Source organism: Indolivaga capnocytophagoides (genome assembly GCF_036511535.1).
Classification (GTDB): domain Bacteria; phylum Bacteroidota; class Bacteroidia; order Bacteroidales; family Dysgonomonadaceae; genus Dysgonomonas_A; species Dysgonomonas_A capnocytophagoides.
Window position 1 is genome coordinate 1,570,697 of the sequence record NZ_AP028867.1, and the last position, 24,250, is coordinate 1,594,946.

25 protein-coding genes, 2 tRNA genes and 1 pseudogene are annotated in these 24,250 nt (G+C 36.0%); 18 read left to right on the forward strand and 10 right to left on the reverse strand.

The genetic code is table 11. From position 1 onward, the window contains the following. Positions 1 to 6 precede the first annotated feature (6 nt). The 6 genes from AABJ51_RS06335 (at position 7) to AABJ51_RS06360 (ending at position 4,835) form a co-directional block, all read left to right on the forward strand. Positions 7 to 435 (forward strand): thioredoxin family protein, encoded by a 429-nt coding sequence (locus AABJ51_RS06335; protein ID WP_321577256.1) that lies wholly within the window; start codon positions 7 to 9, stop codon positions 433 to 435. Positions 436 to 464: 29 nt separating this feature from the next. Continuing rightward, the gene (locus AABJ51_RS06340; protein WP_338374843.1) at positions 465 to 1,388 is read left to right on the forward strand and encodes a UDP-3-O-acyl-N-acetylglucosamine deacetylase; all 924 of its coding nucleotides are present in this window, start codon (positions 465 to 467) and stop codon (positions 1,386 to 1,388) included. A gap of 68 nt (positions 1,389 to 1,456) precedes the next feature. Next, on the forward strand, positions 1,457 to 2,317 hold the full coding sequence (locus AABJ51_RS06345; protein WP_338374844.1) for a helix-turn-helix domain-containing protein: 861 nt from the start codon (positions 1,457 to 1,459) through the stop codon (positions 2,315 to 2,317). Positions 2,318 to 2,616: 299 nt separating this feature from the next. Next, positions 2,617 to 3,153 (forward strand): Crp/Fnr family transcriptional regulator, encoded by a 537-nt coding sequence (locus AABJ51_RS06350; protein WP_338374845.1) that lies wholly within the window; start codon positions 2,617 to 2,619, stop codon positions 3,151 to 3,153. A gap of 73 nt (positions 3,154 to 3,226) precedes the next feature. Next, complete coding sequence (locus AABJ51_RS06355; RefSeq protein ID WP_338374846.1) at positions 3,227 to 4,120, forward strand: oxidoreductase; 894 nt, start codon at positions 3,227 to 3,229, stop codon at positions 4,118 to 4,120. 1 nt (position 4,121) lies between these two features. Continuing rightward, a complete protein-coding gene (locus tag AABJ51_RS06360; protein WP_338374847.1) occupies positions 4,122 to 4,835 on the forward strand; it encodes an NAD(P)H-binding protein in 714 nt (237 codons plus the stop codon). 77 nt (positions 4,836 to 4,912) lie between these two features. Here AABJ51_RS06360 and AABJ51_RS06365 read toward each other — a convergent pair whose 3' ends face one another. Then, positions 4,913 to 5,665, reverse strand: a complete 753-nt coding sequence (locus AABJ51_RS06365) for an SDR family NAD(P)-dependent oxidoreductase (RefSeq protein WP_338374848.1) — start codon at positions 5,663 to 5,665, stop codon at positions 4,913 to 4,915. Positions 5,666 to 5,991: 326 nt separating this feature from the next. Between AABJ51_RS06365 and AABJ51_RS06370 the strand changes: the two genes are divergently transcribed. The 4 genes from AABJ51_RS06370 to AABJ51_RS06385 all read left to right on the forward strand — a co-directional run bounded on the left by AABJ51_RS06370 (position 5,992) and on the right by AABJ51_RS06385 (position 7,722). Next, positions 5,992 to 6,639, forward strand: coding sequence for a succinate dehydrogenase cytochrome b subunit (locus AABJ51_RS06370; protein WP_338375954.1), 648 nt, complete (start codon positions 5,992 to 5,994; stop codon positions 6,637 to 6,639). A 26-nt stretch (positions 6,640 to 6,665) separates the two neighbouring features. Beyond that, positions 6,666 to 6,905 carry a hypothetical protein gene (locus tag AABJ51_RS06375; protein WP_338374849.1) on the forward strand — a complete coding sequence of 80 codons (240 nt, stop codon included), beginning with the start codon at positions 6,666 to 6,668 and terminating at the stop codon, positions 6,903 to 6,905. Between the two features lie 65 nt (positions 6,906 to 6,970). Continuing rightward, positions 6,971 to 7,465 carry a GNAT family N-acetyltransferase gene (locus AABJ51_RS06380; RefSeq protein ID WP_338374850.1) on the forward strand — a complete coding sequence of 165 codons (495 nt, stop codon included), beginning with the start codon at positions 6,971 to 6,973 and terminating at the stop codon, positions 7,463 to 7,465. 80 nt (positions 7,466 to 7,545) lie between these two features. Then, entirely contained in the window at positions 7,546 to 7,722 is a 177-nt protein-coding gene (locus AABJ51_RS06385; protein WP_338374851.1) for a BF3379 family histone-like protein, read from the forward strand. Positions 7,723 to 7,756: 34 nt separating this feature from the next. On the opposite strand, the gene AABJ51_RS06390 is transcribed toward AABJ51_RS06385, so the two are convergent. Both AABJ51_RS06390 and AABJ51_RS06395 read right to left on the reverse strand, forming a co-directional pair. Continuing rightward, on the reverse strand, positions 7,757 to 8,974 hold the full coding sequence (locus tag AABJ51_RS06390; protein ID WP_338374852.1) for a site-specific integrase: 1,218 nt from the start codon (positions 8,972 to 8,974) through the stop codon (positions 7,757 to 7,759). A gap of 292 nt (positions 8,975 to 9,266) precedes the next feature. Continuing rightward, a tRNA-Arg gene (locus AABJ51_RS06395) sits at positions 9,267 to 9,340 on the reverse strand. A gap of 405 nt (positions 9,341 to 9,745) precedes the next feature. Between AABJ51_RS06395 and hflX the strand changes: the two genes are divergently transcribed. Beyond that, positions 9,746 to 10,969: a GTPase HflX gene (hflX, locus tag AABJ51_RS06400; protein ID WP_134435485.1), complete on the forward strand. Its 1,224-nt coding sequence runs from the start codon at positions 9,746 to 9,748 to the stop codon at positions 10,967 to 10,969. Positions 10,970 to 11,098: 129 nt separating this feature from the next. Beyond that, positions 11,099 to 11,405, forward strand: a pseudogene (locus AABJ51_RS06405) (cupin domain-containing protein). Positions 11,406 to 11,505: 100 nt separating this feature from the next. On the opposite strand, the gene rpsT reads toward AABJ51_RS06405, so the two are convergent. The 7 genes from rpsT to AABJ51_RS06440 all read right to left on the reverse strand — a co-directional run bounded on the left by rpsT (position 11,506) and on the right by AABJ51_RS06440 (position 17,602). After that, a complete protein-coding gene (gene rpsT, locus AABJ51_RS06410) occupies positions 11,506 to 11,757 on the reverse strand; it encodes a 30S ribosomal protein S20 (RefSeq protein ID WP_026627597.1) in 252 nt (83 codons plus the stop codon). A gap of 41 nt (positions 11,758 to 11,798) precedes the next feature. Then, positions 11,799 to 11,870 (reverse strand) — tRNA-Glu (locus AABJ51_RS06415). Between the two features lie 168 nt (positions 11,871 to 12,038). Next, positions 12,039 to 13,553, reverse strand: coding sequence for an NAD(P)H-hydrate dehydratase (locus AABJ51_RS06420; protein ID WP_338374853.1), 1,515 nt, complete (start codon positions 13,551 to 13,553; stop codon positions 12,039 to 12,041). 131 nt (positions 13,554 to 13,684) lie between these two features. Then, entirely contained in the window at positions 13,685 to 14,443 is a 759-nt protein-coding gene (locus tag AABJ51_RS06425; protein WP_338374854.1) for an SDR family NAD(P)-dependent oxidoreductase, read from the reverse strand. 404 nt (positions 14,444 to 14,847) lie between these two features. Beyond that, positions 14,848 to 15,732 carry a carbohydrate kinase family protein gene (locus AABJ51_RS06430; RefSeq protein ID WP_338374855.1) on the reverse strand — a complete coding sequence of 295 codons (885 nt, stop codon included), beginning with the start codon at positions 15,730 to 15,732 and terminating at the stop codon, positions 14,848 to 14,850. A 170-nt stretch (positions 15,733 to 15,902) separates the two neighbouring features. Beyond that, on the reverse strand, positions 15,903 to 16,841 hold the full coding sequence (locus tag AABJ51_RS06435; protein WP_321577257.1) for a hypothetical protein: 939 nt from the start codon (positions 16,839 to 16,841) through the stop codon (positions 15,903 to 15,905). A gap of 47 nt (positions 16,842 to 16,888) precedes the next feature. Continuing rightward, a complete protein-coding gene (locus AABJ51_RS06440; protein ID WP_338374856.1) occupies positions 16,889 to 17,602 on the reverse strand; it encodes a tRNA1(Val) (adenine(37)-N6)-methyltransferase in 714 nt (237 codons plus the stop codon). Between the two features lie 189 nt (positions 17,603 to 17,791). On the opposite strand from AABJ51_RS06440, the gene lon reads away from it, so the two are divergent. The 6 genes from lon (at position 17,792) to AABJ51_RS06470 (ending at position 24,229) form a co-directional block, all read left to right on the forward strand. Then, the gene (lon, locus tag AABJ51_RS06445) at positions 17,792 to 20,269 is read left to right on the forward strand and encodes an endopeptidase La (RefSeq protein ID WP_288210556.1); all 2,478 of its coding nucleotides are present in this window, start codon (positions 17,792 to 17,794) and stop codon (positions 20,267 to 20,269) included. A 288-nt stretch (positions 20,270 to 20,557) separates the two neighbouring features. Then, positions 20,558 to 21,094, forward strand: a complete 537-nt coding sequence (locus tag AABJ51_RS06450; protein ID WP_338374857.1) for a DUF4251 domain-containing protein — start codon at positions 20,558 to 20,560, stop codon at positions 21,092 to 21,094. After that, positions 20,976 to 21,458, forward strand: coding sequence for a zinc ribbon domain-containing protein (locus tag AABJ51_RS06455; RefSeq protein ID WP_338374858.1), 483 nt, complete (start codon positions 20,976 to 20,978; stop codon positions 21,456 to 21,458). Before AABJ51_RS06450 ends, AABJ51_RS06455 begins: the two co-directional genes overlap by 119 nt. Before the next feature lie 107 nt (positions 21,459 to 21,565). Then, complete coding sequence (locus AABJ51_RS06460) at positions 21,566 to 22,657, forward strand: zinc ribbon domain-containing protein (protein ID WP_338374859.1); 1,092 nt, start codon at positions 21,566 to 21,568, stop codon at positions 22,655 to 22,657. Between the two features lie 76 nt (positions 22,658 to 22,733). Further along, positions 22,734 to 23,273, forward strand: a complete 540-nt coding sequence (locus tag AABJ51_RS06465; protein WP_157279482.1) for a DUF4199 domain-containing protein — start codon at positions 22,734 to 22,736, stop codon at positions 23,271 to 23,273. A gap of 5 nt (positions 23,274 to 23,278) precedes the next feature. After that, the gene (locus AABJ51_RS06470) at positions 23,279 to 24,229 is read left to right on the forward strand and encodes a glycosyltransferase family 2 protein (protein WP_338374860.1); all 951 of its coding nucleotides are present in this window, start codon (positions 23,279 to 23,281) and stop codon (positions 24,227 to 24,229) included. Positions 24,230 to 24,250 lie beyond the last annotated feature (21 nt).

A 24,250-nucleotide genomic window follows, 5' to 3' on the forward strand; every position in this document is an offset into this window, starting at 1 on the left:
CTGCTTATGAAAATATTTCAATTTAAAGAGATTCATTTTGTCTTTCTGATTATTGTCTTTACGGGAATACTATCCCTTATTGGCAACTGTAATAGGAAAGAATATATCGCAGTTGAAGATAAAATCCCGGAAATTGAGGGTGCTTTCTTTTCCGATTCATTAGATAAAGAGGGCTTATGCTTTGTATTGTTTTACATAAATGATTCGGACATCTGTAATGAAATGAAAAACAATCTGGAAAATCTTCGATTAAATACAGACAATATCAAAATCTATAAAGTCAATGTGGATAGATATCCGGAGCTGATTGATAAATATAACATATCCGGAGTTCCTAGTGTATTAATATTCAGGAAGGAGATCGAAGATAAACGAATAATGGGTGTTGTTCCATATTCAAATCTGGAAATGATATATAAACGCCAAATAAAATAATTAGTTTATACAATATTGTAAAAATAGATATGCTACAACGAACATTAAATAAAAGTTTTACATTGGAAGGTAAAGGACTGCATACAGGTTTAGACCTTAAAATCACATTTAATCCAGCATCTGAAAATGAAGGGTATAAAATTAGAAGAACAGACATCTCAGGTAAGCCTATTATAGAGGCTTTAGCTGAAAATGTTTCGGGAACACAAAGAGGTACAGTGTTATCCGGCAAAGGCTTTTCTGTAAGTACAATTGAGCATGCTCTCGCCGCATTATATGCATGTAGTATAGATAATTGCTTAATAGAAATAAATGGGCCAGAGTTTCCAATATTAGATGGGAGCTCCATCCATTACATTCGTAAAATTAAAGAAATCGGTATTTGCAATCAATTAGAGAAAAGACAGTATATAAGTTTTAAAAGGAAAAGAGTACTTGTTAAAGATCCAGAGACCGGAGCATCCATGTTATTGCTGCCGAATGAGAAGCTAACAGTAAGCGCAGATATTTATTTTGATTCTCCATTACTCAGTCACCAAAGTGCTGTATTGGACGATTTGAGTGATTTTTGTAGAGAAATAGCTTCTGCAAGAACATTCGTATTTGTAAGAGAAATAAAAGAGCTATTTGAAAATAACCTAATAAAGGGAGGCGATCTTGATAATGCTATTGTAATCTATGACAAACCTATACCTCAAGAAAAGTTAGATAAATTGGCTGATTTAATGAATATAGAAAAGCGTTCTTTTAAGAGTTTAGGCTATATAATGAATAAGCCTTTAAGATATGAGAATGAACCAGCCAGGCACAAAATATTAGATATTCTCGGAGATTTAGCCTTATGTGGTGGTTTTGTAAAAGGTAAGATTATAGCAAAATGTCCCGGACATAAAATCAATACACTCTTTGCTAGAAAAATAAGGGAATGTAACTTAAAACAAGCTAAAATATAAAGGAAAATCTGAATTAGAATATATTATCTTTGACTATATCTTATTTCAATTAACGTATCAAGTAAAATATGGATTCGGCATTTTTATTATTTAATAAAGAATTTTGGTCCGGGGAGTCTAATCTAAAGATGTTTTTAGATTGTCCTTATCAGCTCAGTGGCGGTTTTGTCCTTTACTGTACCGAAGGTGAAGCTGTAATTTCTGTTGGAGCTCAAAAACATATTATAAAAAAGAATGCGGAAATGGTAATTTTACCAGGTACTACCTTTTGTTTACTGCAATCTACAGAAAACTTCGTAAATAGAATTTTTACCTTTTCAAAAGAATTATATGAAGAGGTGGCTCTCAGGTTAGGTATATCGTTTTCCCGATTTCTACTGGAATTCCCTTATTATATCCATGAAGATAGATCTGAATATTTAAAAAACATCAAGGTTTGGATGGATATGGCAGATTTACACTATAACCAAAACAATGATCTGTATCAAAAATCAATGCTCCGGAATTTTATACAAAGTTATCTTATGTATTTATACGGAACCATTCAAGATCATTTTGGATTATTGCCTAAAAAGTATAGCAGAAAGCAAGAGCTGTATCATCAGTTTCTTTCTTTGCTTGATACGCATTGTCGAGAACAACGAGATGTTTCATTCTATGCAAAGCAGTTATGCATAACTACCAGATATTTATGGATGATTACCGATGAATTGGCATCCCATGAATCTCCTAAAGAGATTATAGATAAGCGTTTTATTCTAGAAATAAAGATATTATTGCAATCTACTGACTTATCCATTCAAGAGATTGCACAAGATATAAAATTTCCTGATCAATCTTATTTAGGTCGCTATTTTAAAAGACATACAGGTATTTCTCCAAGCGAGTATCGAAATAAAATGAAAATTCGACATATATCTGTTGTATAGTTGTTTGGTTTATCGACCGACTCTGTTGGTATTATAAAATTCTAAAAAGATAATATTTGTAGCTAATTTTACGATTTGTACTAAATGAGATGTATGGTTTTTCTTCTTTTATCAAAGAATTCTACCTTAGTAAATAATCTATAATCTAGATATTTATATAAATAAAGATAGTTGTTTTTGAGTATAAGAGATTTATTCTTACTTTTAAAGATGGGCTGAGTGAAATTTATTTGTGTTGACTCCATCCGTATTAATTACTATATCAACATTACCTTTGTTATAACGACTAATATAAAGAAATGCAAGAAGAAGTCTTAATAAAAGAGTTTCATGAAATAGGCATTAAAAAAAACTTTAAAAGCCAATATTTTTTAATCACTCCGAACGATACAGCTAATAAAATTTATATCGTTTTAGAAGGTGGACTTGTATTATTGCATATTCATCCGAAAACGGGGATAGAGAAAGCTATAAACTTTTTCACACCAACCTTTCATCCAATGGCTACAGTAGGTGATTCTTTTCATAAAGGAGAAACTTCAAAATTCTACCTTAAAACATTTACAAATACAACAGTACTTGAAATTGACAAAAATAATTTTGACTATCTACTTAAATCGTCCGAATATTCAGAATACCTATATAATTATGCAATAAAGTCTTTACTGGAAAAAAACGAAATTCGAGCTATGTCTGTTGTTTCAGATAGTCTAGAGATGCTTCAGTTTCTGCAACAAAAATACCCTCAAATACTCCAGTATGTACCATCTAAGTATATTGCTAATTTTCTTGGAATCACCCCTCAATGGCTTAGTAAGTTAAAGCATAAACTTTAAATGTGAAACTAGTTTCACATTTAGGAATTCAGGAAGTTGTAATTTTGATCCTTACATTATAAAGGATCAAATTATGACAAATTGGAGTACAGATAGAATTCCAAATTTAAATGGAAAAATTGCTGTTATAACTGGAGGCAATATAGGTTTAGGGTATCAAATATCTTTGGAGCTAGCAAAAAAAGGTGCTCAAATAGTTATTGCTTGTCGGGCAAAATCAAAAGGCTACAGTGCTGTCGAAAAGATAGAAGGTATTCTGAAAAAGAAAATTAACGCAGAAGTTATACCATTGGATTTGACCGATCTAGAATCAATCTACCAATTTGCCTCGGAGTTTGGTGAAAAGTATACTAAACTAGACTTATTAATCAATAATGCAGGTGTAGTAAACTTAAAGGATCGTGAGGAAACCAGAAGTGGTCTGGAAATGCACATGGCGACAAATCATTATGGGCATTTTGCGTTAACAGGGTTATTAATGCCATTTATTAAGAAGTCAGAAAAAGCTAGAGTTGTTACGATGTCTAGTGGTGCATATCGCTCCGGTATCATTGATTTTGATGATCTCAATTGGACTAAACGAAAATATGACAGACTCAAATCATATGGAGATAGCAAATTGGCAAATCTTCTGTTCGTAATGGAACTGAAAAGATATTTTCAGAAAAATAATATTAGAGCAATTTCAGTAGCTGCTCATCCGGGGTTATCAGCAACGGAGAGGCAACAATCAATAGGTATTGGGGGTAAACTCTCTAAATGGTTTGCTCAACCTGTTTCCATGGGTGCTTTGCCTTCATTATTAGCAGCCACTGATATCAACGTGAAAAGTGGAGAATATTATGGACCTAAATGGGCCATAAGAGGTTATCCAAAATTGGAGAAAGTAAAACCTATTGTCTCAGATGAAGATCTGGCAAAAAAGTTATGGGAGGTTTCCGAGAAAATAACTGGAATAAAATATTAATATGGCAGGCATTCAAAATACAGCAGTAATAATAGGAGCTACAGGTCTGGTTGGAACTGCTTTGGTTCAGAAACTACTTGCTGATGAAAGTTTCTCTGAGATAAAGTTGCTTGTACGAAAATCGACAAAAATCAACCATCCTAAAATTAAAGAGTATATCATTGATTTCAATAATACAAACGATTACGACAGGTATATTACTGGAGATGTCTTATTCTCATGCTTGGGCACAACTCTTTCGACTGCCGGCAGTAAAGAAAATCAGTATCTTGTAGATTATACTTATCAATATCAAGCAGCTAAAAGTGGTGCAGAAAATGGGGTTAAATGTTATATATTAGTTTCTTCTCCTTATGCAAAAATAGATTCTGGCAATTATTACAGAAAGATGAAAGCAGAGTTAGAAGACTCGATTTCAGTTCTAGATTTTGAGAAAATTGTTATTTTAAAACCAAACGTGTTAAGTGGAGAACGTAAAACACCGAGAGTAGGAGAATCTATTGCTGTTGCAATTATTCAAACGTTAGGTAGGCTTTTGCCTTTCTTAAAAAAATATCGTCCGATTTCCGGTAAAAATGTTGCTCAAGCAATGCTTAATTCCTTTTATTATAGCAAAAGGAACCCTTCTCGAATAAATATTTTCAAAAGGATTGATGTCGAAAATATTGGAAAACTATCAGAAAACTCAAATAACTCCTTCTTCACTATATATTGACTGTAATTATGCAGTTCTCCTCTTTCTTGAATAAAGATAGTAAGAGAAAGCCACCAAAATGAGGTGGCTTTTTTATATTAAAGCATCAAAAGACCTCCACTTACAGGAATATAAGTACCTGTTGTAAATTTTGCCATATCAGATAGAAGCACTAAAATAGCTCCAGCTATATCTTCAGGTTGAGCATTACGTCTAAGTGGTGTTTGCCCTGCCAGCATTTGTTTTATACTATCAGGGATCTGTTCGGTTGCATCAGTCTCTGTAAGTCCAGGTGCAACAATATTTACCCTGATACCATCGGGTCCAAGTTCTAAAGCTAAGGATTTGGCAAAAGCGTCTAGTGCTGATTTAGTTGTGCTATGTGCTATGAAACCAGGCATAGGTGTGCGTGAAAGAGTACTTGATACAATAATAATATCTCCATTCTTTTTTTGCTGCATCGATGGAATAGTTTCTTTACAACAATAAAATGCAGATTGAACTTCACTAAAAAGTTTTTTCTGGAAGTCTTCCCATTCATAGTCAACAAAGGGAACTACAGGAAAACCTGCTCCAGCATTCAATACAAGCATATCTATACTAGCAAATTGTTCAAGTGATTTAGAAAATAATTTTTTGACTTGTTCCGGATCTGATATATCAGCTTGTATTGCAATAGCTTTTCCTCCATTCTTAGATATCTCATTTACTACGCTATGTGCTTGACTTTCACTTCGCATATAATTAACTATAACGGCAGCTCCATTTGCTGCTAATAATTTTGCTGTAGCTGCACCAATACCACGACTTGCGCCTGTAATCAGGACTGTTTTTCCTTCTAATATTTTCATTTTTCTTTTAATTATTTAGATAATTCAATAATCTCAAAAAATCTTTGAGGAGATAACTAAAGCTAGTTTTTTTGTAGAAGTATTGCAAGCTTATATTCCTATAATGAATAATAAATTAGATCTTTTGAAAAAAAATTATGTCATGATATTATCGTATTGGTATAATTTGATTATAAAAAAGACTTCATAATAATTTCATATTGCTAGAAGGAATAACCTATTCTGGGGATGTAATTTAAAATAGGCGAAAAAGGACATTTTACAGGAGATAGAGGAAATCGAATATTTGCTGATTATATAGTTCTTTGTAAGAATATATTTTCAAAATAAAATTATCATCTACCGCCAGAAAATTAGTAATGAGTATAAGCGGCATATTCCTCATTGTATTCCTTACCCTGCACTTAGCGATCAATCTTACCTCATTAATATCCAGAGAAGCATACGAAACAGCTTGTCGGTTTATGGACGAAAATATCTTTATTCAAATCATGGTTCCCGTGTTGGCTCTTGGCTTTACAGTTCATATTATTATGGGTATTGTTCTTACCATCCAAAATAGGAAGGCAAGACCGATAGATTACACGATAAAGAGCAAAACGAAAATTTCGTGGGCCTCTAAAAATATGCTGGCACTCGGTCTTATTGTTCTCGGTTTATTAGTAATACACCTTAGTCACTTTTGGGCAAAAATGCAATTGCAACATATGCTGGGAAGCGAGGGAGAAAACCCGTATGACCTTGTGAAAACATTGTTTTCGAATGGTTGGTATGTGGCAATGTATATTGTTTGGATTGTTGCGTTGTGCTATCATATCACTCATGGATTCTGGAGTATGTTTCAGTCGATGGGTGTAACTAATCGCAAATGGATCCCTCGCTTACAGAAGATTGCAGTGATATATTCTCATACCATTATGGTAGGGTATATACTTATACCAGTCTATTTTTATCTGGGATTTGGAGATGTTTAATGTGAGAAATAAATAAATCAGTCAACGTGAATATACTTATTGTTGCTATCTTTTCATTTATTATCAATATATTCTTGGGGAAGTTTCGTGCACGGTTCAAGAAAATGACAGTTATGTGGTGGATAATGATCCATGCATCCATTCCGGTCATAATACCTTTACGGATATGGTTGAATACACCTAAAATAACGATTCCTCTTTTTATAGGGGTTGCTGTATTGGGACAAATAATCGGAAACAGATTTTTAGCGAAGAAAATCCACTAAAGCCAGAATCAATATGAGATTTTCCGTAATATTGACAGAAATTCTAAGCTTTTAATTATAAACAGATGAAATACATCTTAGAAACAAAACGACTCAAATTAAGGGAACTAGATCTAATTGATACTAAAGATTTTTATGATTTAAACTCCAATCCTAATGTAATAAAATATACTGGAGATGCAGCTTTCAATAGTATAAATGAAGCAAAGCAATTTCTTGAGAATTACCAAGATTACAAATTGAATGGTTACGGAAGATGGGCTGTCATAGTTAAAGAGACAAATCAATTCATAGGTTGGTGTGGCTTAAAACTTAATAGTCATGAAACAGATATTGGATTCCGTTTTTTTGAAGAAGAGTGGGATAAAGGATATGCAACAGAAAGTGCAATTGCCTGTCTAGACTATGGCTTTGAAGATCTAAAGATCCGACGTATAATCGGAAGAGCAATGAAAAATAATGTCCGGTCAATAAGAATTCTTGAAAAGATTGGACTTCAGTATGAAAGAGATATAGAATTCGATGGATGTGACGGGGTAGTATACAAAATTGAAAAATAATCAGCATCTAAATAAGTGCAGTCTGTTGGTAACAACGGATAGAAATCTATCTTTGTACTTCTATTTAAAATAAGAACATAATGAATAATCTAGTGGAAAATTTAAGTCAATTGTTTGCTGACTTTTCAAAAGATGCAAACACTCAGGTCGAAAATGGGAATAAAGCAGCCGGACAACGTGCAAGAAAAGTGTCTTTGGAAATAGAAAAAGCTTTGAAAGAATTCCGTAAAGTTTCTATCGAAGAGTCTAAGAAATAAGAAAAGGTGCTTAAAGCACCTTTTTCTATATGTATCACTTCTGTTTCTGTTTGTCAATCTTTTGTGCGAGTATATCCATATCCCTGCTGATTTTCCGATCAGTTATTTTGGCATATATTTGAGTGGTTCGAATATTTGTATGACCCAGCATCTTTGAAACGCTTTCTATAGGTACACCATTTGAGAGTGCAATTGAGGTAGCGAACGAGTGTCTGGCAACATGACAAGTGACTGTTTTGTTAATTCCACAGATTGTAGCTATTTCCTTGAGATATTCATTCATCTTTTGATTGGAAACAACAGGTAGACATTTGCCGTTTTTCTGTTTGCCTTGATACTTTTCCAGTATAGCTTTCGGGATATTTAATAAGCGGATATTTGAATTTACGTTTGTCTTCTGGCGTTTGGTCATTATCCATAAATTCCCGTCAAAGGCTTCCTTAATATCTTCATCTCTTAGATTGACTATGTCAATGTAACTGAGTCCGGTGTAACAGCTGAAAATAAAGATATCTCTGATCTGTCCCAATCTTCCGGTGATAAATTCTTTGTTATATATGGTAAGAATTTCTTCTTCTGTCAGTATTTCTCTGTCAACAGACTCAAAGTGTACTCTAAAACTTTGAAAGGGATCAGCCATTGTTTCTCCCATATTTTTTGCAAAATATACAATCTTACGAAGACGTTGCATAGTTTTCATTGATGAGTTGTTTTCACAATTGCACTCTTTTCGTAAGTATAGGTAAAAGTTTTCCAGTACAATAGGAGTTAAATCTCTCAGAGGCATATCAGATACATGGTATTTTTGTTTCAGAAAATCCTGCATCCGTTGCTTGACTAACTGGTAGCGTATGAATGTTGTGCGGGTCGTATTTATTCCAACCCGGTTTTCATATTGCTGGTTGTGTAAATCTATAAATTCGATTAAAGTTTTAGCACCTCTTTCCAAACCCAAGACCTGATTCCTTATTTTTTCGGGAATAACATAACCATATTCTTCCAGTTGTTTATCATGCGATTTACGGATAGCAACTTTTAGATTCTCCAGAGTGGAATTGATGTCCATAATTTCTTTGGAGCGTCCGATTGCTTTTCCTGCTTTCGAATCCCATACTAGGGGATTCACATCTACTTTGCTGTTGAACTGGACAGATTCTCCATTGACAGAGACTTTGACCATAACTGCGACTGTTCCGTCTTTTTGGGGTTGGTTCTTTCTTAAATAAAAAAGAGTTCTGAATGTCGATCTCATAATCTTCAATTTTTAATTACAAATTTTTGTTTTTTTGTTTTGAAGAATATCAGACAACTCTGCGACAAGGTGCAGAAAATGAGAGGTTTTCAATAGAAATAACTACTAAAAAGTATCGTGTTTTGAATAGTAGTTGTTTAGTAGTAAATTTTGACTTTTAGTAGTCTTCTTATTGCTTTCGATTGTCATTAGGTTTAGTATAAAGCAATAAAAAAAGTCTTCTAAAACATTAGTTTAGAAGACTTTTACTTTCCCTTGGCGTTGAACCGTCTTAAAGGTTCTGTTCGCCTAGTGATCCGAACAGGATTCGAACCTGTGACCCACAGCTTAGAAGGCTGTTGCTCTATCCAGCTGAGCTACCGGACCTCACCTTATTGCTCGAAAGCGAGTGCAAAGTTAAGATATTTTTGGTTATTCACAAGATTATAACATGAAAGTTTAACCATAAAATTCATAATAAAAACATAAACAATACAGAAACAGCACTTTATATTTAATTCAGTTCTTATAAAAATAAATTAATCATATTAAATACCTTTCTAATCTGTAGCTTTCTACAAAATAGAATATAGATGAGCTCCTTTTTTATTACATTTGCATTTGATATTCATATAAAATAATTGACATGCACCTTAATTAAACACAAAAAGTAGAATTACAAATCACTCAAGATTTATAAAAGGATAAGATGGGAATCTTGTCGCTACACAGCCCATACGACAATTGTCGTTTTCATTAGTCAATTAATCTCATAAAATAAGAAAAGAATATATGATCGATTCAATTATATCTACCGTAAAGAATCAAAAGGCTATACTAGTTGGTCTCATAACCCAACAACAAACAGAAGAGCAAGTCAAAGAATACCTTGACGAACTTGCATTCTTAGCAGATACTGCAGGAGCAGAACCGGTTAAGTATTTCACCCAAAAGCTAGAACACCCCAATCCTGTAACCTTCGTCGGAGCAGGAAAATTAAGTGAGATACGCCAATATATGGAGGACCAGGAAATAGGATTAGTAATATTCGATGATGAGTTATCTTCAAAACAAATCCGAAATATTGAAAAAGAACTGGAAGTAAAAATCTTAGATAGAACAAGCCTTATTCTAGACATATTTGCAATGCGAGCACAAACCGCTTATGCAAAAACTCAAGTAGAGCTTGCTCAATATCAATATCTACTACCTCGATTAACTCGGATGTGGACTCACTTAGATAGACAACGGGGAGGTGGAGCCATGATGCGTGGTGTCGGAGAAACCCAGCTCGAAACTGACCGCCGTATTGTCCTCGATAAAATAGCAGACCTCAAAGACCAACTTAAATCTATTGATAAACAAATGGTCGTTCAGCGTAAGAACAGAGGCAAAATGGTACGTGTAGCTCTCGTAGGATATACCAATGTTGGAAAATCAACGACAATGAATATGCTTAGCAAATCGGAAGTTTTTGCCGAGAATAAGCTCTTTGCAACACTCGACACTACTGTACGGAAAGTCATTATAGATAATCTTCCTTTTTTATTATCAGACACAGTAGGGTTTATACGAAAATTGCCTACTCATCTGGTTGAGTCTTTTAAATCAACATTAGATGAAGTACGTGAAGCTGATCTGCTTATTCATGTAGTAGATATCTCCCACCCAAACTTTGCAGAACAAATAGAGGTTGTTGAAAAAACTTTATTGGAAATAGATGGAGAAGAAAAGCCGACAATATTAGTCTTTAATAAAATTGATGCCTTTTCATATATCGAGAAAGATGAGTTTGATCTGACTCCGTCAACCAAAGAAAATCTATCTCTTGATGATCTGCGCAAAACATGGATGGCAAAAATGCAAAACAATTGTATATTTATCTCCGCCAAAAATAAAACGAATATAGATGAGCTAAAAGAAATGATCTATAATAAAGTAAAGGAGATTCATATCGCACGCTACCCTTACAACGATTTTTTATTTCAGAAATACGATGAAAATATTGAGGAATAAATAACACCCTCTAAATAAAAAATGCTATCCTTCGGCTGAAGGATAGCATTTTTTATTTAGACACAACTATATCACTTCTGAATTTGCACCATATTCAAACCTTATTCATAAACATAAAATAAACCAGATATGCAGGACATATTCAGAAAAGGAAAGACTTTTAATTTATCAGAAATAATAGATAGAATACTAACAGGTCGAGTCATCAGTAAACAAGTACTCAAGAATCCTCACACTTTTCTCTTTTGAAAAAGGACAAGGCTTAAGCGAGCATACAACACCTTTTGACGCGATGATTCAGATTCTTGATGGAGAAGCGAAAATAATAATAGGAGGAAAATCTAATATCGTAAAAACAGGAGAATCAATAATCATGCCTACCAATGTTACACACACCCTACAAGCGACTAAGGCTCTCAAGATGCTGCTTAAATGATCAAAGGTTGATTACAGTCTATAATAAAACATACAAATACATAGAAGAAGAGCCAAACTCAAAAAGTCTGACTCTTTTATATCATAAAGAAAATAATTTCTTATAGAGAATTTACATGATGAGCAAGCTTAGATTTCAAATTAGCTGCTTTATTCTTGTGAATAACATTCTTCTTTGCTAATTTATCTAACATTGATGCGATTGATGGATAAAGTTTTTTAGCTTCCTCTTTATCTGTAATTGCACGAAGCTTTTTAACAGAATTACGAGTAGTTTTAGCTACATACCTATTTCTCAAACGCTTTACATCAGCTTGTCTGATTCTTTTTATTGATGATTTATGATTTGCCATAATGACGACTAATCTTTATTTTTTTTATATTTTATTACTTGTAGCCCATAGGGGAGTCGAACCCCTCTTTCAAGAATGAAAATCTTGCGTCCTAACCGATAGACGAATGGGCCATCTTAGAGTTGCATTCTGCTTATTTTTCAGTTGCTTTGTCTCTCGATTGCGGATGCAAAGGTAAGTGTTATTTTGTTTCCTGCAAACATTCTTGGCATTTTTTTCAAAATATTTTCACCTATATTCGTTAATAAATTAGCTATCAACACTATAATTTTCGACTTTTTTTATCTTTTTTCTATGCTTTGATACGCTTTTCCCAAATAGCCTATTATATCGGAAGCTAAAAGACTGTAAACAGATTTTGATTTTGCAGCAAAATCACCAGCCGAACCATGTAGATAAACCCCCAAAACAGCAGATTCGAGAGGCGAATATTTCTGTGCAAGCAAAGAGGTTATTATTCCGGTCAGCACATCACCGCTCCCCGCCGTTGCCATTCCCGGATTTCCGGTCGAATTAAAAAACACTTTTTTCTCAGGTGTAATGGTAGCTGTATAGGCACCTTTAAGCACGACATAAACAGAATATGTCTCGGCAAACTCTCTTGCTTTTTGTAAACGCTCATAACCCGATAAACAGCGACATCCAATCAACCGGTCTAATTCTACAGGATGAGGCGTAAGAATACTTTCTTTCGGAATCAGCAACTTAAGAGACTCATCTTTCGCTATCAGATTCAAAGCGTCAGCATCTATCACCATAGGCTTAGATGATACAGTTAATAATGTCTTCAGCAAATCTCCGGTAACCTGACAAAGACCAATCCCGGGACCAATGCCAATTGTCATTTTATCCGAAATCCCCCCTACTCCACTCAACCACTCCTTTTCTTCTTCGGCAGAAACCATAGCCTCAGGAACAGCAGTCTGTAATATTTCAACACCGCAAGAAGGAATACGCATGGTCAACAAACCGACACCAGCTCTCAGACAAGCTCTCGCAGAAAGAACAGCTGCCCCTATTTTACCAAACGATCCGGCAAAAATCAATGCATGCCCAAATACTCCTTTATGAGCAAAGGTATTCCGTTTTTTTAGCATAGGCTCAATATCCCGGCGTTCTATATAGAAATAATCAGAGAACTGTTCATCTATACACTCGCTGCAAAGCCCAATATCAAGAACGGTCAAATGGGAACAATAATCAGCATTTTCAGGTAACAAAAGCGATAGCTTTGGAAACTGAAAACTAAAAACCCGGTCTGCTTTCACGATTCCATCGGGATTATTCATCGAATTATCTTCAACAAACAAACCTGATGGTATATCTATCGAATACAGTATACTACTCGAATTATTAATAACAGAAACTATCTGCAAATAGATATCCGACAAAGGACGATTCAATCCCGATCCGAAAATGCCATCTATCACAACAGAGCCTTTTCCTATTTGAGGAATATCCTTATCACTCCGTATCTCATTTACATAGAGTAAACGCTCGAGTCTCGCTTTATTAGCAGCACAATCTGCCGATAAAATACCATTGGGATTGACAAGATAAACATCCACAGAAAAATGCTTAGTCAACAGCATACGAGCCAAAGCCAATGCATCTCCACCATTATTTCCTGCCCCCGCAAATATGACAATATGGCTGTCTTCGTCCAACAAATGACATAAAGACTCGAAAAGAGCCAAACTGGCTCTTTCCATTAAATCTACAGATTGAATATCTTGTTTCTCAACCGTACAAGCATCTATAGCCTTTATCTGCTGAGCATCAAATAACTTCAACATAAGCAAAACTAATTTTACCCCAAGGAATCAGACCTGTTTATTGACTCCACAAACAGAACAACAACAGATTATCACTTTAAGATATGTCATTAATACTTTTGGTCATTTAATTTCATATGAATAAAGAAAATTTATTCCTTATGAAAGATTGTTCCACTAGCCTGCGCTTTAGGCATAATGAGCATGTCCTGAATATTCACATGATCGGGAGCAGTTACCGCAAAAGCAATAGCATCAGCAATATCTTCTGCTGCTAAAGGAGCAAAGCCCGAATAAACCTGATCGGCCCTATTCTTATCCCCTTTAAAACGAACGACCGAAAACTCGGTTTCAACAGCGCCTGGACATATCTGAGTCACCTTTATGCCATAAGGAAGCAGATCAAGGCGCATTCCTTTCGACAAAGCATCTACAGCATGTTTTGTGGCACAATAAACATTACCGTTCAGATAAGCCTCTTTTCCGGCAATAGACCCCAGATTGACAATGTGTCCCGAACGACGTTCAACCATTCGGGGTACTATAGTTCTGGTAACATACAGAAGCCCTTTTATGTTTGTATCTATCATTCTCTCCCAATCATCAACCACTCCGGTATGGATAGGATTCAGACCAACAGCCAGCCCTGCATTGTTTATAAGCACATCTACATCCTTCCAGCGTTCGGGCAAACTACCCAGATTATCTACCACATCCTCATACCTTCTGACATCAAAACACAATGCCCATATATCCACTCCATATTGGGTCTGTAATGATGTTTGAAGTTCATCCAATTCCCGTTGTCTGCGACCTGTTATAATCAGATTGTAACCTTCTTTTGCCAAACGTTCAGCAGCAGCTTTTCCGATTCCTGATGTCGCCCCTGTTATTAATGCAATCTTTTTCATATATAGTCTTCTTTTTACTCACTGATTATACAAGAGCTCTCCGTTTATTTATGCATTGAGCATAATAAAAATAAGCAATCCCTCCTGAATATATCATTAAATACTTTTTCTACATAAAACGAATATCTAAACGCAACAGTTCCAGCTAAAACAAGATATTGCAAAAACACAAAAAACAGCAAGTCGCAATAAACCAACGTTGCTGTTTGTAAAAAAACAGTATCTTTCCATTACGTCCTACTAAATTAGCTATTTAATAGATAATAATGACAGATTTCCCTGATATTTTAACATCTTATAAAACAAATGGAATTCCGAAAGGTATCGGCAACACACAATTAAGCCATATACCTCTGAATATATGCCACTTACCTTTAATCTAAATTAGGCTCTAAACCTTTTTATTATTTATTAAAAAGCTCTCGATAAGCATCCGGCAAAAGAGGCATTGCACCATGCTGGGTACATACATAAGCCGAAACCTCTACAGCCAGTTGATGTGCATCCACAATACGATCTCCGTTAAGATAAGATGATACAAAGGCTGCCGTAAACGAATCGCCTGCCCCGACAGTATCGGCAGCATGTACTTTTGGAGTATGCTGAAATGAGGTTTCCTTACGGGTAAAGACAAAACTACCTTCTACACCTTTAGTCAAAATAACGATATCTAACTTATACTGAACCAGTATCTCCTTACAGATATCTTGTTCGTTATGCCCTTTCCATCCATAAAGATCAGCCAAAACAACTACTTCTTCATCATTTATTTTGAGCATATTAGCCCATTCTAAAGATTCGTGTATTACCTCCTTAGTATAAAAATTCTGACGCAGGTTTATATCGAATATCTTAAGGCTTCCTTGCGGCATTGCCCCCAAAAACTGTTTGATAGATTTACGTGAAACCAGACTTCGCTGTGCCAACGACCCAAAACTTACAGCTTCGGTTATCCGGGCAAGTTCGCCCGTCTTTTCCGAGAAAGGGATATTATCCCAAGCTACATTCTTATGGATATTATATTCGGGAATCCCTCTTTTGTTGACTTTTACATCCACGGTTCCGGTTGGAAAGCCCGTTTTTTCAAGCAAGTACTTTAAACCTTTATCTTCAAGGCTCGTCAGAATATCCTGTCCTAATTCATCATCCCCGATAGCACTCACAGCATAGCCATCAAACCCAAATTGAGAAACATGATATGCAAAATTAGCAGGAGCACCGCCCAACACTTTCCTTTCGGGAAATATATCCCACAAAATCTCTCCTAACCCAACAATTATTTTATTCATAATTAATACTCTTAAAATCTAAGGCTTCTTTCACTGTATAAAAATAATAAATTAACCGTAAAAAAAACACTTTTTATCACAAAATAGCACTCCATCATGGCAATAACAAAAAAAAGCACGATTATCTAATTCGATAATCGTACCTATATATACTTAAAGAAAGGAAATCGTTATTGACTCACAAAAGTATTATATTGATCAACAGCATCGCTATATGCAGAACGGGCATTATTAAAGAAGCTTGATAAACGGGTCTCATCCTTTTCCCCACCCTTCAATATTTCGACTAGCTTTGCGGAAGTTTCGACAGACTGAGAACATTTACGATAGAAAGTTTCATATACTTCTTTATAATACAGATCTGACAATTTTTTAATATCTTTTCCTGATATATCTTTATTTTTATCAACAGACGCTTTAAGAGACTCCAGATCGGCACTCAATAATGTCAAATCCGACTGCTGGTCACCTATCTTCACTAAGACAGCCTTAAGAGCGATCAGGTCGGTTTTCATCGGAATTACAAACTCAGCAATCCGGCTGTCTTTCAACAATAACAACTCCGCCTTGTCTCCGGCTACCGCAGCTAACTGAGAGGCTGTTCTCCACGAATCATAGGCTCTTCCGATAACAGAAAGAACACTGTCTCTCAATGCCGGATATCTTGAAAAATCCGTATCCGATTGATATTCTTTATTCGAAAAATAGTTACTCAAAACCTCTGTAGCCTTCACCATACGGGCCATATCAGCATTAGCACTGTTCATTGCAGACACCAGCCCTGCCTTTTCATCAAAAGCCGGAGCCAATTTAGACGACTGCTCGTATTCCGCATTCTTTCTTTGATCCGGTACATACAACTTATAATTAACAAAAAAAGCCGGCTGGTTTGGATTTGACTTTAATCTTGTCACATTATCTTCAGCTGTAGATACAACACTCCGGTAACTGCTGATAGTCTGCACGGCATCGTTACTCAGGTCAATCACGCTATTACTCATCCTGATAATTTTTGATGCATTAATTTTAGCCGGAGATTTTTTTTGCTGCCCTTGTACAGTCAATGAAAGTGTACAAAAAGCCAATAATAAAAATTTAAAATGTTTCATTTGAGTGAATATATTTTACACGATTCTATACAAATATAAATAAAATACTAAAATTTCAGGTAAAAGTCTTTCAGCATTTCTTTGAATCCGGGTGTATAAACATGCCGTTCCAGCTCTATAGTCAACTCATTTTCAACAACCATAGATTCAATATTCGAAAATTCCATTAAAACACGTTTATACCGCGAAGCCATAGTAGGCCTTACATTAGTTATACGAACTGTAAACAATCCAGACTTCTGAGCCAGCCTAAGCAGTAAGTCTTTATCCTGATATGGAAAAATCAAAGCAAGCCTTCCACCGGTATCCAACAGAGATGCAGACAAACGAAATAAGTCATCAACAGGCAACGATTCGGTATGGCGAGCCATTGTTCGTTGTTTATCGGGCGATAGAAGAGAGCTTATAAAATACGGAGGGTTAGAAATGATTAAATCGTATTTCTTTGAAGTATTCTGCTCGTACTCCGCCAATGAAACCGAATTACACGATATATTCAAAAAGCCGGCTTGAGACACGTTCTCCTGCGCCTGTACAACCGCATCCTTATCAATATCTATCGCATCAATAGGCAATGAGTGATTGCTGCGCTGTGACAGCATCAGAGAGATAAGCCCTGTTCCTGTACCAATATCCAAAATAGAATTTACACCGGAAATGCTAGCCCAAGCACCCAGCAATACGCCATCCGTCCCTACTTTCATGGCACATTTATCCTGATAGACTGTAAAATGTTTAAACTTAAAATAAGAATTTGACATATATTTGTTTTCCAAAAATAGCACTAATGCCATGTCTCTGCATATGGCATAGTATTTGTAATAAAACAAAAGGCTAAAGTACTAATATAATATTGTACTTTTGTCGGTTGGAGAATAGATATAGCTATTTTTTCAACTTTCACAAAATGATCATAAGGTTTTGACGCCTAAAAAATATAACAGAATAAAATGTTTGACAGAAAAGAAAGAGACTTGTTTAACGATGGAAGTTCGGAACCGATAATCTCAATTGTGACAGACGAATTGGGTGATCTTGATTTTGATATTGACGAAAAATATCTAAAGGAAGAAATTCCGATTCTTGCATTACGCAATACAATTATATTTCCGGGTACGAACCTGCCGATAACTGTAGCACGAACCAAATCGCTTAAAGCTCTGAAAACTCTTCAGGGCAAAAAAGGTATTATAGGATTGGTATGCCAAAAAGATGCCAATACCGAAGATCCCGAACAAAACGATCTGTACGATATAGGAGTTTTAGGAGAAATCATCCGGGTAATAGAAATACCGAACGACCCCAACGTAACTGTTATTCTGCAAGGAAAGAAAAGGTTCAGATTGGATCAGATTACACAAACCGAACCATACCTTAAGGCACGATATACAGTAAAAGAACATACGGCTGCAACCGAAGATGACAAAGAATATGAGGTTCTTCTGGATTCGATCCGAGATTTAACCATTCATATGCTGAGAATGTATGGAGATCCGCCCAAAGAGTTGATCAACAAACTAAACGAAAGCGCAAAATCACCTCTTCTGGTAAATTACTGCTGTACAAATTTACCTGTACAGGGTAACGAAAAGCAAGAATTGCTGGCTATCGACGACGATAAAAACCGAGCTTACCGCCTGTTGATGATCCTCAACCGCGAAACTCAAATGCTGGAAATGAAAATGAATATCCAGATGAAGACCCGCGAAGAACTTAATCAACAGCAAAAAGAATATTTCTTACAACAACAGATACGTACCATACAAGACGAGCTTGGAGGCAACCCTCAGCAAGCGGATGTTGATGAGCTGAAAGAAAAAATCAGCAAAAAGAAATGGGACGCAAAAGTTGCTGAAGCCGTTGATAAAGAAATAAAAAAACTGGAGCGGCTGCATCCTCAATCGCCTGACTATTCTACACAGGTTACATACCTCCAAACCATTTTGGATTTGCCGTGGAATGAATATACGAAAGATAATTTCAATCTGAAACATGCTCAAAAAGTACTTGACCACGATCATTTTGGATTGGAAAAAGTAAAAGAACGTATCGTAGAACATCTGGCAGTGTTGAAGCTGAAAGGAGACCTTAAGTCACCGATCATTTGTTTGTACGGCCCTCCGGGAGTAGGAAAAACTTCTCTGGGAAAATCCATAGCGGAAGCATTAAACCGTAAGTACGTACGTGTATCGTTCGGAGGATTACATGACGAATCGGAAATACGAGGACACCGCCGGACATATATTGGAGCAATGCCCGGACGTATCATCCAAAATATACAAAAAGCCGGATCATCGAACCCCGTATTTGTTTTGGATGAAATAGATAAGATCGGAAACGATTTCCGTGGTGATCCTGCTTCGGCCTTGCTGGAAGTGCTGGATCCGGAACAAAATTCGACATTTCATGACAATTATCTGAATATAGATTATGACCTGTCAAAAGTCTTATTTATTGCAACAGCCAATAATATATCAAATATATCGCAGCCTCTACTCGACCGTATGGAGTTGATAGATATAAGTGGATACATCATTGAAGAAAAAATAGAAATAGCACGACGCCACCTGATACCTAAACAATTAGAAAATCATGGATTGGATAAGGACGCTATAGACATTCCGAAAAAGACAATAGAAAAAATTATCGAGAGCTATACTCGAGAATCGGGTGTAAGAGCTTTGGATAAGACACTGGCTCAGATCATGCGGAAAGTAGCACTGAAAGTGGCAACTAAAACCGAATTCAACAAAACTCTCGAAATAGCTGATCTTACCGATTATCTGGGAGCTGAGCGATTCTCTAAAGATGAGTATCAAGGAAATGAATATGCAGGAGTTGTAACCGGACTTGCATGGACTTCGGTAGGAGGAGAAATATTATTTATCGAAACATCCCTGAGCAAAGGCAAGGCTGGTAAGCTGACATTAACAGGAAATCTGGGCGATGTAATGAAAGAGTCGGCTATGCTGGCAATGGAATACATCCGTTCACACAACCAGCAGCTTGGTATAGACAGTGATGTTATAGACAACTGGAATGTACACGTGCATGTTCCCGAAGGTGCCATCCCTAAAGACGGACCATCGGCAGGTATTACAATGGTCACTTCGCTGGCTTCGGCATTTACCCAGCGCAAGGTAAAAGCAAATCTGGCTATGACCGGCGAAATAACCCTTCGGGGTAAGGTACTCCCCGTTGGAGGAATTCGTGAAAAAATACTTGCGGCAAAACGCGCAGGCATCAAAGAGATTATACTTTGCAAGGATAATAAAAAGGATATAGAAGAAATAAAAGAACTATATCTGAAAGGACTAAAATTCCATTATGTTTCAGACATAAGTGAAGTTCTCGAAGTGGCATTACTGAAAGAAAAAGTAAAACACCCGATTGATCTTCATGTAAAAGAAGAAAAAGAAGTGAAGTAAGGCCTCAAACCTTCTCATTCGCCTTGCAGACATAGCTGCAACAGATAGTTGTCACTTAAAAAGTATGATATAAAACGCTTTCTGTTATCTAAAATAAATGTAAATAATTCGAGGAGAGCAACCATACAGCGTTGCTCTTTTTCGATTATAAGTAACAAAAGATATTTAACAATGTACTTTTGAGAATAACAGACTGTTGTTGTTATACTTGCAAAGTCTCCAAATAGGCCTGAGACCTTAAAAACCTTTTTACTCTATAGTTTGTTTAACTCAGAAAACAATAAAGCTATGAAACGAATAACATTTTTGTTACTTACTGCAACATTAATTCTTGCAGGATGTAAAACACAGCAAAATCCTGAAAAAGCGGCTATACAAGAAGCCGAAGCCCGTTTGGCTTATGAAAATGCAGTACAAGCTATCGACAGTTTATCTTTTGTTTTACAAGCAGACCGGGTAACCTTTAAAAACGGCAGCTTTGTATACGTGGATACCAATACCAACTTTATCTCGGTAAAGAATGGACGAGGTACTATCCAATTAGCATTTAACGGACCTTATGCCGGCCCGAACGGAATAGGTGGTATTACAGTCGAAGGAAATGTCTCGAATGTAAAGAAAGATACTGATAAAAAAGGTAATATAACATTCAGCATGTCTATAATGGGAACCGGACTTTCAGCTCAGGTCTTTTTTAACATGCCCTATGGAACCAATAGCTGCACAGCCACCGTTACTCCGAATTTCAACAGCCAAAGGATTACATTCTCAGGTAAATTATATCTACCGGAAGAATCTTCTGTTTTCAAAGGCAGATCATTGTAAGCAACCGTTAAATCCTGATTTTAGCAAAATAGGACAACCTCCCTTATCGCGAAAGGTCATATATTTGTACATATCATTAAAAACAACTAAGATTATGGAACAAAATTTTTGCCAAAGTTGCGGAATGCCTTTAACGGAGGAGCATTTCAGCAAGAATCAGGATGGAACACAAAATACGACTTATTGCAGTTACTGTTATAAAGATGGAGAATTCACATCCGATGTAACAATGGATGAAATGATAAACCAATGTGTTCAGTATCTTGATGAATTTAATAAAGATTCGGAACAGAAATTTACTAAAGAAGAAGCCATTGCTCAAATGAAACAGTATTTTCCGAAATTGCAACGCTGGCAGCAATAACTGCCTGCCTCAATAGTATACAATGTCTCAAAGAGGTGCTCTTGACTTCTTTGAGACATTGTTTCTAAAATCAGAAACTTTAGTTACAAGCATATAAAACAACATTTATGGGGAATCATGTTTGCCAAAGTTGCGGAATGCCTTTATATAAGCCCGAAATGTTCGGGACTGACAGTAAGGGTGCAGCTATCGAGGATTATTGTCTTTATTGTTATCAAGACGGGCAGTTCACATCAGACGTCACGATGAACGAGATGATCAAACTTTGCAGCAAATATGTAGAATCACAAGGCGGGCTAAAAGAGGAATACATCAAAAACATGCAAATTCTTTATCCGACACTAAAACGGTGGGCACAGAAAGAAGATACGCAGGCTGAATATTATAAATCGGTAAATAAAGCTCTCGATTATATCAACAATCATCTGAACGAAACCATCACACTCGAAACATTAGCAGGTATCACCAATATATCACCGTATCATTTTCACCGCATATTTAAGGCTGTCATAGGAGAAAATATCTCTCAATACATTCAACGGTTACGGCTCGAGTATGTTGCACATCAGCTCCAAACATCATCAGAATCACTCGAAATATTAGCCGAAGCAACCGGATATCAAAGTACCCAGTCTCTATCTAAAGCATTCAAAAAGCGATTTGAAATTCCTCCCAGTATCTATAAACAAACACCTAACAAATGGACAATACAGCGAGCCGACCAATTATTCCCACGAATATGTAAAATATATCCGAAACACCTGATCTATCTGAATACAATAGAAAGTTCTATGACTTATCCTGACATATGGCGAAAACTTTATTCTTTCAGCATATTCAGCAAACTGTTATACGAAGGATCGGAGTCAATAGGAGCATGTTTTGATTTCGGATGCTTAGATAAAGAGCTGAATCCTGAATTTCGCCCCAGCCTGAGTATCGAATATCCGGTTCTTTCCAATAAGCATATTTCGTGTACAAGTACCGAAGACGGCATATATGCGGTATTCACCCATCATGGCGATTACACCAATCTACCGGACTTATACAAAAGCATCTGGTTTATATGGCTTCCTCAGAGCCGTTACTTATTCCGCAAGGGTATAATTTTCGAGAAATATCTTAACAATCCCGATAATACGGAAAAAGACAAACTATTAACAGAAGTATACATACCAATTTGCCCGAAAAAAGCCTAATGATAGGATTAGTTTTCTGTTTCTTTAGAATTTTTGCTACTTTCGCACTATCATTCGAATGATAGGTATAAAAGTTATGAGCGACAAAAATAATAATATCCTCTCGGTGGCAATGAACTATGCCTTACCTTTGGGGTTATTTTGGGTATTTAAGTACCTTTTTGCTATTGGAGGTAGTTATCACGACATTTTCAAGTATATATTCCAACTATTGAGTATTGGTACTCCTGTTGTATTTTATGTCCTGCTGTGCAGGTATCGCGATGTAGCGTTAGGCGGTAAAATATTATACGGACAATGTATCTTATTCTCTTTGCTGCTATTCATTTTTGCTTCAATTCCTGAGGCTGTTATAATGAGTCTTCATTTATTGATAATCAATCCTGAAATTGTAGCCGAACAAAACAGGCTGGTATTCGATTTAATGGACAAAATGAAAATGGTTAATATCAACAGCGCAGCTTACGATCAGACAAAATCATTTCTATCATCATACGGAGCATTATACTATACAGCATCTAACGTTATCGGAAATGTAATAATAGGATTTTGCCTATCTTTGATCTTAGGTTATTTTGTTTCAATAAAAAGTCCAAACCCAACACAAAACGATTAATAAATATGGACATTTCAGTTGTCATACCATTATATAACGAAGAAGAATCTTTACCCGAGCTATCAGCATGGATCAGTAAAGTAATGGATGCACACAACTATTCATACGAAGTTATCTTCGTAGACGATGGCAGTACCGACCATTCATGGCAGACAATCTGTAAACTTCGGGATGAATCCCCTTCGATAAAAGGCATCAAATTCAGACGGAACTATGGCAAGTCTCCGGCTTTGCATTGTGCTTTTGAAGTTGCTCAGGGTAATGTGATTATAACTATGGACGCCGATCTGCAAGACAGTCCCGACGAAATACCCGAACTGTATAATATGATCATCAATGAGAAATACGATCTTGTATCGGGATGGAAACAAAAGCGATACGACCCTTTAAGCAAAACCTTACCCACAAAGCTATTCAATGCTACCGCCCGAAAGGTATCAGGAATCAAACTCCATGATTTTAACTGTGGATTAAAAGCATACCGCAAAGATGTAATCAAAAACATCGAAGTATATAACGATATGCACCGTTATATACCCTACTTAGCAAAAATAGCAGGATTCAATAAGATCGGCGAAAAAGCAGTACACCATCAGGCTCGTAAATATGGGAGCAGTAAATTCGGTATCAGTCGTTTTTTTAATGGCTATCTGGATTTGCTGACACTCTGGTTTTTATCGGCATTTGGTCGAAAGCCGATGCACTTTTTCGGATTGTTGGGTAGTATGATGTTTTTTCTTGGATTAATATCCGTTATTGGAGTCGGGGTATCTAAGATATATGCTATGACACATGGCATGCCTTATCGTCTGGTAACAGATTCTCCGTACTTCTTTATTTCTCTGACAGCAATGATACTCGGCACGCAGCTTTTTCTTGCGGGGTTTATAGGGGAGTTAATATCCAGAAATTCAACAGAACGAAATAATTATAAAATAGAAGAAGAGCTTTTTTAACAATCATAGCCACAACGGCAT

Excerpts from the sequence above, each read along its gene's own strand:
- AABJ51_RS06385 (WP_338374851.1), top strand. The coding sequence starts at position 7,546 with ATGAATAATCTAGTGGAAAATTTAAGTCAATTGTTTGCTGACTTTTCA.
- AABJ51_RS06450 (WP_338374857.1), top strand. The coding sequence starts at position 20,558 with ATGAAACGAATAACATTTTTGTTACTTACTGCAACATTAATTCTTGCA.
- AABJ51_RS06380 (WP_338374850.1), top strand. The coding sequence starts at position 6,971 with ATGAAATACATCTTAGAAACAAAACGACTCAAATTAAGGGAACTAGAT.
- AABJ51_RS06390 (WP_338374852.1), bottom strand. The coding sequence starts at position 8,974 with ATGAGATCGACATTCAGAACTCTTTTTTATTTAAGAAAGAACCAACCC.
- AABJ51_RS06465 (WP_157279482.1), top strand. The coding sequence starts at position 22,734 with ATGAGCGACAAAAATAATAATATCCTCTCGGTGGCAATGAACTATGCC.
- AABJ51_RS06345 (WP_338374844.1), top strand. The coding sequence starts at position 1,457 with ATGGATTCGGCATTTTTATTATTTAATAAAGAATTTTGGTCCGGGGAG.
- AABJ51_RS06335 (WP_321577256.1), top strand. The coding sequence starts at position 7 with ATGAAAATATTTCAATTTAAAGAGATTCATTTTGTCTTTCTGATTATT.
- AABJ51_RS06435 (WP_321577257.1), bottom strand. The coding sequence starts at position 16,841 with ATGAAACATTTTAAATTTTTATTATTGGCTTTTTGTACACTTTCATTG.
- AABJ51_RS06425 (WP_338374854.1), bottom strand. The coding sequence starts at position 14,443 with ATGAAAAAGATTGCATTAATAACAGGGGCGACATCAGGAATCGGAAAA.
- AABJ51_RS06470 (WP_338374860.1), top strand. The coding sequence starts at position 23,279 with ATGGACATTTCAGTTGTCATACCATTATATAACGAAGAAGAATCTTTA.
- AABJ51_RS06355 (WP_338374846.1), top strand. The coding sequence starts at position 3,227 with ATGACAAATTGGAGTACAGATAGAATTCCAAATTTAAATGGAAAAATT.
- rpsT (WP_026627597.1), bottom strand. The coding sequence starts at position 11,757 with ATGGCAAATCATAAATCATCAATAAAAAGAATCAGACAAGCTGATGTA.
- AABJ51_RS06350 (WP_338374845.1), top strand. The coding sequence starts at position 2,617 with ATGCAAGAAGAAGTCTTAATAAAAGAGTTTCATGAAATAGGCATTAAA.
- AABJ51_RS06455 (WP_338374858.1), top strand. The coding sequence starts at position 20,976 with ATGGAACCAATAGCTGCACAGCCACCGTTACTCCGAATTTCAACAGCC.
- AABJ51_RS06340 (WP_338374843.1), top strand. The coding sequence starts at position 465 with ATGCTACAACGAACATTAAATAAAAGTTTTACATTGGAAGGTAAAGGA.
- AABJ51_RS06460 (WP_338374859.1), top strand. The coding sequence starts at position 21,566 with ATGGGGAATCATGTTTGCCAAAGTTGCGGAATGCCTTTATATAAGCCC.
- AABJ51_RS06365 (WP_338374848.1), bottom strand. The coding sequence starts at position 5,665 with ATGAAAATATTAGAAGGAAAAACAGTCCTGATTACAGGCGCAAGTCGT.
- AABJ51_RS06420 (WP_338374853.1), bottom strand. The coding sequence starts at position 13,553 with ATGTTGAAGTTATTTGATGCTCAGCAGATAAAGGCTATAGATGCTTGT.
- AABJ51_RS06430 (WP_338374855.1), bottom strand. The coding sequence starts at position 15,732 with ATGAATAAAATAATTGTTGGGTTAGGAGAGATTTTGTGGGATATATTT.
- hflX (WP_134435485.1), top strand. The coding sequence starts at position 9,746 with ATGATCGATTCAATTATATCTACCGTAAAGAATCAAAAGGCTATACTA.
- lon (WP_288210556.1), top strand. The coding sequence starts at position 17,792 with ATGTTTGACAGAAAAGAAAGAGACTTGTTTAACGATGGAAGTTCGGAA.
- AABJ51_RS06360 (WP_338374847.1), top strand. The coding sequence starts at position 4,122 with ATGGCAGGCATTCAAAATACAGCAGTAATAATAGGAGCTACAGGTCTG.
- AABJ51_RS06440 (WP_338374856.1), bottom strand. The coding sequence starts at position 17,602 with ATGTCAAATTCTTATTTTAAGTTTAAACATTTTACAGTCTATCAGGAT.